Raw genomic sequence first — 522 nt, 5'->3', positions numbered from 1 at the left:
ATTTTAGCTGCTGTCAGTTGGTTATTTAAGATAACCTCTTGTAAGCGCTCTTTAGCTGCCTCATGATTAAGAGCATCTAGCTCTAGCTGCATTTGACGTGCTGCCGCATCATCTGGAATAGTAGCAGGGTTAGTTAGATATTTATCAGCGTCCAAATCAGCGCGGGTAAGGATTAGGCTTAACATTTCGTATCTGTTCTGGTCTGTCAGATAAGCACCCTGAATCTGTGTTAATGCTGCTGCTGTCTGTACTGCGTTTTGCAGTTGCATAATCTGTGCCGCATCATCTCCAGCGGTGTTAATATCTACCTTAAATTCATACAGGCTAGGATAAGTAGCACCCTCTACAGGCTGGCCCTGTTCATCAGATAAAGGCCATTCCTCAAAGCGCATAGTTTCATAAATCAGCTTATACAGCGGAGTTAGGAGAGTACGGGCAAAGGATTTACTTAACTCCATACCGCGCATAGCATCAGCATAGTGGCCCATAGCTACAGTAGCTGCGGCAAAAGGCGGGATTTCC

The 522-nt window shown here is 45.2% G+C and carries 1 protein-coding gene; it reads right to left on the bottom strand.

Annotated features, from left to right (window positions below):
* A partial coding sequence (locus tag N1032_RS27820; protein ID WP_259543974.1) for a portal protein occupies positions 1-522 on the bottom strand: 522 nt, incomplete at both ends.

The sequence above is a fragment of the Herbiconiux daphne genome, from assembly GCF_024979295.1.
Lineage (GTDB): Bacteria > Actinomycetota > Actinomycetes > Actinomycetales > Microbacteriaceae > Herbiconiux > Herbiconiux daphnes.
This window is presented reverse-complemented; position numbering and strand designations above follow the sequence as displayed.